A 7,148-nucleotide genomic window follows, 5' to 3' on the forward strand; every position below is an offset into this window, starting at 1 on the left:
CCGTGACGCGATTTAGCCACCCCCGACCCGCGTGGGTGGCGCGCGCCTGAAATTCCCGTCGGTCGGGGGACTCCGCACCCCACAGGACCGGAAGAACGGGAAAGCCCATGTACCGCACCGAAGAGCTCGTGCACGCCCTGAACGTCCGCGACCTCACCGACCCCGCGCAGGGTCCACACGCGATGCAGCTGCTCATCGCCGACCTCACAACGGCACTCAGCGACCCGCACGAGGTCCGCCACCACCCGCTCGTGCCGGTGGAGCACAACTACGAGCACCTCGGCTACCCGGCCGACGCGATCACCAGGGAAGCCCGCTACACGAGGTACGTCAGCGAGACGTGCATGCTGCGCAGCCACACCACGGCGATGATCCCGCCGGCGTTGAAGGACGCGACGCCCGACGTCACGCTGCTCTGCCCCGGTCTCGTCTACCGCCGCGACACCGTCGACCGCCTGCACACCGGCACACCGCACCAGCTCGACATCTGGCGGATCAGCGTCGAGCAGGAGTCGCTGGAGGACCTCATCCACACCGTCGTCACCACGGTGCTGCCCGGCAAGCGTTACCGCACAACGGACGCACAGCACCCGTACACCACGCACGGCAAGCAGATCGACGTGGAGCACGACGGCGAGTGGGTCGAGATCGGCGAGTGCGGGCGGGCCGCGCGGCACGTGCTCAAGGACCACCCGCACGGACTCGCGATGGGCCTGGGGCTCGACCGGCTCCTGATGCTGCGCAAGGGAGTCCCGGACATCCGGCTGCTGCGCAACGGCGACCCGCGCATCGCCGGGCAGATGCTCGACCTCGGCGCGTACCGGCCGGTGTCCCGGCACCCGGCGGCGATCAGGGACATCTCGATCATGGCGGACGACCACGACGACGTGGAGACGCTCGGCGACCGCATCCGCGCGCTGGTTCCCGAGGACGTCGTCGAAGAGATCGAGATTCTCAGCGAGACCCCTGCCGGGGAGCTACCCGAACACGTGCGGCGCCGGCTCGGAGCGCTGCCCGGTCAGAAGAACGTGCTCCTCCGGGTGACGATGAGGGCGCCGGAACGCACCCTCACCGACCGCGAGACGAACGGGATCCGGGACCGGCTGCTTCAGGGCTTGCGGGCGACGGCGCCGTAGATGCCCGTGCGGTCCTCGTAGAAGTCCGGGCGCCAGTCGTTCACCGCGACGACGCCCGGCTCCAGCAGGTCCATGCCGTCGAAGAACCTGGTCACCTCGGCGTGCGTGCGCATGGTCAGCGCGTTGTCCGAGCTGTTGTAGATCTTCTTGATCTCGGTGGCCTCGGCGCGTTCGTCGTCGCTGAGGCTGTCCCAGGAGGCGTGCGTGATCGCGAGGTACGAACCCGACGGAAGGTCGGCCAGGTACGACGCGACGGCCTCGTAGGGCTTGTCCGAGTCGGGGACGAAGTGCAGGGCGGCGATGATCAGCACGCCGACCGGGCGGGAGAAGTCGAGCACCTCGCGGGCGCCCTTCAGGACGGACGAGGTCGCGCGCAGGTCGGCGAGGATGGCGCTGGCGTTCGGGTTGTCGGCGAGCAGGGCGTTGGCGTGCGAGACGGCGACCGGTTCGAAGTCGACGTAGACGACGCGGGCGTCCGGGTTGTCCTGCTGGGCGATCTCGTGGACGTTGCCCACGGTCGGGATGCCCGATCCCAGGTCGAGGAACTGGTCGACGCCCTGCGCGACGAGGTGGCGGACGACCCTGCGCAGGAACGAGCGGTTCGCCTGCGCGCTCTGGGCGACGCCGGGGAAGTGCTGTTCCACCTGCTTCGCGGCGGCGCGGTCGGCTTCGAAGTTGTGCGAGCCGCCCAGGTAGTAGTCGTACATCCGCGCCACGCTCGGGCGGGTGACGTCGACCGTGGACGGGACCCACTTCAGCTCTTCCATCACGCCCGCATCCTCACCCGCGCGCCGCACGGGTGTCCACCGCCACCCGCCCCAACGGTGATCAAGTCCGTCCATCGGGGCCGCTCGCTCACAGCGAACACCCCGGGGGAACACCACCCCGCTGAAGTTGGTTGAGCGGTACAGACTCAACTTTGGAGGACGAGATGGCCGAGACCCTGGCCCTGCCGGTACTGCCGCTGGACGACGTCGTGGTGCTGCCCGGCATGGTGGTGCCGGTCCGCATCTCCGGTGCGGACGCGAGCGCCGAGGCCCGCGCGGCGGTAGACGCCGCCACGACGGCCGCGAACCATCAAGTGCTGCTCGTCCCACGGCTGGACGGCAAGTACGCCCCGGTGGGCACGCTGGCCGAGATCGAGCAGGTCGGACGCCTGCCGGGCGGCGAACGCGCCGCCGTCGTCCGCGGCACGAAGCGCGTGCGCATCGGCACGGGCACCACCGGGCCGGGCGCGGCGCTGTGGGTGAACGCGACGATCGCGGACGAGTCCGAGATCACCGACCGCACCCGTGAGCTCGCGAAGCAGTACCGCGCGCTCGTGACGAACATCCTGCAGACGCGCGGCGCGTGGCAGATGGTCGACTCGGTGCAGCAGATCACCGACCCGTCGGCGCTGGCCGACCTCGCTGGCTACGCCTCCTACCTCGACGAGAAGCAGAAGATCTGGCTGCTGGAGACGTCCGACGTCACCGAGCGGCTCGAGAAGCTGGTCGAGTGGGGCCAGGCGCACCTGACCGAGCTCGACGTCAACGAGACGATCGCGAAGGACGTCAAGGAAGGCGTCGAGAAGCAGCAGCGCGAGTTCCTGCTGCGCCAGCAGATGGCCGCGATCCGCAAGGAGCTGGCCGAGCTCGACGGCAAGCCCGCCACCGAGCAGGAGGACTACCGCGCCCGCGTCGAGGCCGCCGAGCTGCCCGAAAATGTGCTCAAGGCCGCGCTGACCGAGGTCGACAAGCTGGAGCGCACCTCCGAGCAGTCGCCGGAGGTGGGCTGGATCCGGACGTGGCTCGACACCGTCCTCGAGATGCCGTGGAACTCCCGGACCGAGGACTCCTACGACATCAAGGCGGCGCGCGAGGTCCTCGACGCCGACCACGCGGGTCTCGACGACGTGAAGCAGCGCATCACGGAGTACCTGGCCGTGCGCAAGCGCCGTGCCGACCGCGGCATGGGCGTGGTGGGCGGACGTCGTTCCGGCGCCGTGCTCGCGCTGACGGGCCCTCCCGGCGTCGGCAAGACGTCGCTCGGCGAGTCCGTGGCACGGGCGATGGGCCGCAAGTTCGTCCGCGTCGCCCTGGGCGGCGTGCGCGACGAGGCCGAGATCCGCGGCCACCGCCGCACGTACGTCGGCGCGCTGCCGGGCCGGATCGTCCGCGCGATCAGCGAGGCCGGTTCGATGAACCCGGTCGTGCTGCTCGACGAGATCGACAAGGTCGGCTCCGACTACCGCGGCGACCCCACGGCGGCGTTGCTCGAGGTGCTGGACCCGGCGCAGAACCACACGTTCCGCGACCACTACCTGGAGGTCGAGCTCGACCTGTCGGACGTGGTGTTCCTCGCGACCGCGAACGTGCTGGAGTCGATCCCGGCGCCGCTGCTCGACCGCATGGAGCTCGTCCAGCTCGACGGCTACACCGAGGACGAGAAGGTCACCATCGCGAGCGACCACCTGCTGCCCCGCCAGATCGAACGCGCCGGCCTCACCTCGGAGGACGTCACGTTCGACAAGCCCGCCCTGCACCAGCTGGCGAGCGAGTACACGCGGGAAGCCGGTGTGCGGCAACTGGAACGGGCTCTCTCGCGCATCCTGCGCAAGGTGACCGCGAAGGTGGCCCTGGGCGAGGACGAGCTGCCGATCACGGTCGACCAGCCGTCGCTGAAGTCGTACCTGGGCAGCCCGAAGAACACCCCGGAGTCGGCCGAGCGCACCTCGGTCCCCGGCGTGGCGACGGGCCTGGCCGTGACGGGTGTCGGCGGCGACGTCCTGTTCATCGAGGCCTCGCTGGCCCCGAAGGACACCGGCTCGACCGGCGTGACGCTGACGGGCCAGCTGGGCGACGTGATGAAGGAGTCCGCGCAGATCGCGCTGTCGTACCTGCGTTCGCACGACGAGAAGGCCGCGTCGCTGGCCGACCGGGGAGTGCACATCCACGTCCCCGCCGGTGCGGTGCCGAAGGACGGACCGTCCGCGGGCGTCACGATGACGACGGCGCTGGCCTCGCTGCTGTCCGGCCGCCCCGTGCGCTCGGACGTGGCGATGACGGGTGAGATCTCGCTGACCGGTCGGGTCCTGCCGATCGGTGGCGTGAAGCAGAAGCTGCTCGCCGCCCACCGCGCGGGCATCACGACCGTGCTGCTGCCCCAGCGCAACGAGCCGGACCTGGACGACGTGCCGGAGTCGGTGCGCGAGCAGCTGACCGTGCACTTCGTCTCGGACGTGGCAGAGGTGCTGGAGCACGCGCTGTCGAAGGAGGTCGCCGCGACCGTTGCGGCGTAACACCTCCACCTAGGTCCCTCGTGGGGGCAGTAGCGGCGACTACTGCCCCCACGAGGCTTTTCTCCTGCTACAGGCCGACGTCGATGACGAGCCGGTTCGGGTTCGTCAGCGTGAAGACCCGGTGCCACGAGCTCGGGTCGGCGTACCCGACGGCGACCCCGAGCGTCGCCTCGAAGTCGCACGTGAGCGCGACCCCTCGGACGTTGCTCAGGCCGGGAGTCGCGAAGTTCCGCGACCCCGGGTAGGTCAGGTTGCCGTTGTCGTCGTGCGCGGCCGCACCGAACACCGTGACCTGGAGGATCTCCTGCACTCCACCGCCGGCGACGGTGATCGGGTTGCCGGACGCGCAGTGCGAGACGCCGGTGACCTCGCTGACCCGGTACTCCGAGGGCAGTCCGGACAGGTCGAGCACCACCCGGCTGAACCCGTTGTGCTGCCCGGTCCTGATGTCCGACAACGTGGACGCGCTCTGCGCCGACGCGATCGGTGCGACGGTGAGCACGGCCAGGACCGCGACCAGCACCGCGGCGAGACGTCTGTTCATCTTCGGCCCCCTCTCAGGGCTCGTTCGATGTCTTCAGGACGTGTGACCCACAGCACAGTTGCGTCGGTCAGCCCCGGACGTCGATGACGACCCTGGAGGGGTTCGTCAGCGAGTAGACCTGGTACGTCGAGCCCGGGTTGTCGTACCCGACCGAGACGCCGAGCGTCGACTCGAAGTCGCACGAGATCGCGATGCCCTTGACGTTGGTCAGCCCCTGCGGCACGAAGTTCCGCGGCCCGGTGTAGGTGAGCTTGCCGCTGTCCCGCGTCGACGCGCTGAAGTGCGTCGTGCGGAGGAACTTCTGGCCACCCACGGGAATCCGGACGTCCCTGGCGCAGTCCCAGACCTCGGTGACCTCGTCGGCGAAGGACTGGGTGGGCAGGCGGTCCACCACGAGCTCGACCCGCTCGAAACCGTCGTGCTTGCTGGTCACGATGTCCGTCAGGTGGGCGTTGCTGTCGGCCGACGCCACGGGCGCGGCCGCGAACACCGCGAGCACTGCGAACAGCGCCGCGGTCAGACTCTTCTTCATCTATCTCCCCAGTTCTTCGTCAATGCGAACGGGGACCTCCGCAGCTTCTCAAGGCCCCCACCTTGATCACGCCACCACGGCCGCACGGGGTTGCACGGCTACCCGAGAAAGTCCTCCAGCGGCACCGGCGTCAGCCCGTCCTGCTTCGCCCGGTCGAGGAAGGCCGTGAAGTCCTCGACGAACGTCGTGCGGAAGTGCATGAGCACGATGTCCCCCCGCTTGAGCCGGTCGCCGGACTGGAACTGCACGTGCCCGTCGTTGACCGCGGCCGTCCAGTTGACGAGCGCCTTGAACCCGCAGCTGGCGGCAGCGTGCCGGGTAGTCGCGTCGTAGTTGCCGAACGGCGGCCGGAACAACGTGGGCCGCTTCCCGTAGTCCCCCGCGAGGAAGTCCGCGTTCCCGCAGATCTCGTGCTTCTGGAAGTCCAGCGGCCTGCCCTGCAGGTTCGGGTGGCTGGTCGTGTGGCTCTGCACGGTGACCGGCAGCTGCTTGAAGTAGTCCTTGTGCCCCTCGGCGTACTTCGTGTTGAGGAACACCGACGGCCAGACCCCGGCCCCGATCATCAGCTCACGGGCCTTGGGGTGCTGCACGGCCCCGTCGTCGATGGTGATGAACACGTACGGCTTGTCCGTGGCGATGTGCGTGACGACGGGCACCATCCCGTCGACGACCGCGGGCGCCTTCGCCTGCACGGTCCCGTAAGGGTAGGGCGGCTCGAACATCCGCTTGGGCCGCTCCACCGACGTGGTGCCGGCCGTGGTCGTGGGCGCCGTGGTCAACACGGGCCCAGCCGCCTGCTCGTCGGGCGTCTGTCCACATGACACGACCCCAACAACCAGTACAAATGCAGCACACAGCCGCAACTTGGACATCAAACTCCCCCTCCACCCAGGAGAAAGACGTCAAACGGGCCGCACGGGTTGCCCGGAGATAGGCTCGAACTGATCACAAGAAGGAGGAGTTCCATGAGCCTCGAGCGCCCAGTCGCTCCAGACCCCTACCTGCTGCTCCCGCAGGTGGGCACCTTCACCGTCACCTCGACGGACGTGCGCGACGGCGAGCAACTCGACGAAGCCCAGGTCTTCGAAGGCGGCAACACCTCACCGCAGCTCTCCTGGTCCGGCCACCCCGCCGAGACCAAGAGCTTCGTGGTCACCTGCTACGACCCGGACGCCCCGACCCCGTCGGGCTTCTGGCACTGGGTGGCGGTGAACATCCCGGCCGACGTCACCTCCCTGGACACCGGCGCGGGCGCCTCGGACGACACCCTCCCAGGCGACGCCTTCCACGTCCGCTCGGACTACAGCACCCGAGCCTTCGGCGGCGCGGCCCCACCTAAGGGCGACCACCCCCACCGCTACTTCTTCGTGGTGCACGCGGTGGACGTCGAGAAGCTGGACGTGGACCAGGACGCCTCCCCGGCAGTGGTGAGCTTCAACCTCGCCTTCCACACCCTCGCAAGGGCGATCATCACCCCGACCTACCAGCACTGACACGAAGCCGAAGGCGAGCAGCAGCGAAGGCGAAGGCGAAGCCGAGCCGTCCGTCTTGGCTTGAATCAGAAGGTTCCGGTGGGGTGGTCCCGTCACGAGCCGTGCCCAGCACTCGCTGCAGCCAGGGAGGGGTGTCAAACCGCCACGCTCTTCGGCGGTTTGA

At 69.1% G+C, this 7,148-nt stretch carries 7 protein-coding genes; 3 read left to right on the forward strand and 4 right to left on the reverse strand.

The window, feature by feature from the left end; translation table 11 throughout:
- Positions 1-107 precede the first annotated feature (107 nt).
- Positions 108-1,136, forward strand: a complete 1,029-nt coding sequence (locus VF330_RS30370; protein WP_330855126.1) for a hypothetical protein — start codon at positions 108-110, stop codon at positions 1,134-1,136.
- Here the strand turns inward: VF330_RS30370 and VF330_RS30375 are convergent.
- Positions 1,109-1,903: an SAM-dependent methyltransferase gene (locus VF330_RS30375; RefSeq protein ID WP_330855132.1), complete on the reverse strand. Its 795-nt coding sequence runs from the start codon at positions 1,901-1,903 to the stop codon at positions 1,109-1,111. The genes VF330_RS30370 and VF330_RS30375 overlap by 28 nt on opposite strands.
- 164 nt (positions 1,904-2,067) lie before the next feature.
- On the opposite strand from VF330_RS30375, the gene lon reads away from it, so the two are divergent.
- Positions 2,068-4,416 (forward strand): endopeptidase La, encoded by a 2,349-nt coding sequence (gene lon / locus VF330_RS30380; RefSeq protein ID WP_330855127.1) that lies wholly within the window; start codon positions 2,068-2,070, stop codon positions 4,414-4,416.
- Positions 4,417-4,483: 67 nt separating this feature from the next.
- On the opposite strand, the gene VF330_RS30385 is transcribed toward lon, so the two are convergent.
- From VF330_RS30385 to VF330_RS30395, 3 genes are all read right to left on the reverse strand, one after another.
- Positions 4,484-4,960, reverse strand: a complete 477-nt coding sequence (locus tag VF330_RS30385) for an AMIN-like domain-containing (lipo)protein (protein ID WP_330855128.1) — start codon at positions 4,958-4,960, stop codon at positions 4,484-4,486.
- Positions 4,961-5,027: 67 nt separating this feature from the next.
- On the reverse strand, positions 5,028-5,492 hold the full coding sequence (locus tag VF330_RS30390) for an AMIN-like domain-containing (lipo)protein (RefSeq protein ID WP_330855129.1): 465 nt from the start codon (positions 5,490-5,492) through the stop codon (positions 5,028-5,030).
- A 98-nt stretch (positions 5,493-5,590) separates the two neighbouring features.
- Positions 5,591-6,274 carry a polysaccharide deacetylase family protein gene (locus VF330_RS30395; RefSeq protein WP_330855130.1) on the reverse strand — a complete coding sequence of 228 codons (684 nt, stop codon included), beginning with the start codon at positions 6,272-6,274 and terminating at the stop codon, positions 5,591-5,593.
- A gap of 183 nt (positions 6,275-6,457) precedes the next feature.
- Between VF330_RS30395 and VF330_RS30400 the strand changes: the two genes are divergently transcribed.
- A complete protein-coding gene (locus tag VF330_RS30400) occupies positions 6,458-6,985 on the forward strand; it encodes a YbhB/YbcL family Raf kinase inhibitor-like protein (protein ID WP_330855131.1) in 528 nt (175 codons plus the stop codon).
- Positions 6,986-7,148 lie beyond the last annotated feature (163 nt).

Origin of the sequence: Lentzea sp., assembly GCF_036380075.1 — a bacterium.
Taxonomy (GTDB): Bacteria; Actinomycetota; Actinomycetes; order Mycobacteriales; family Pseudonocardiaceae; genus Lentzea.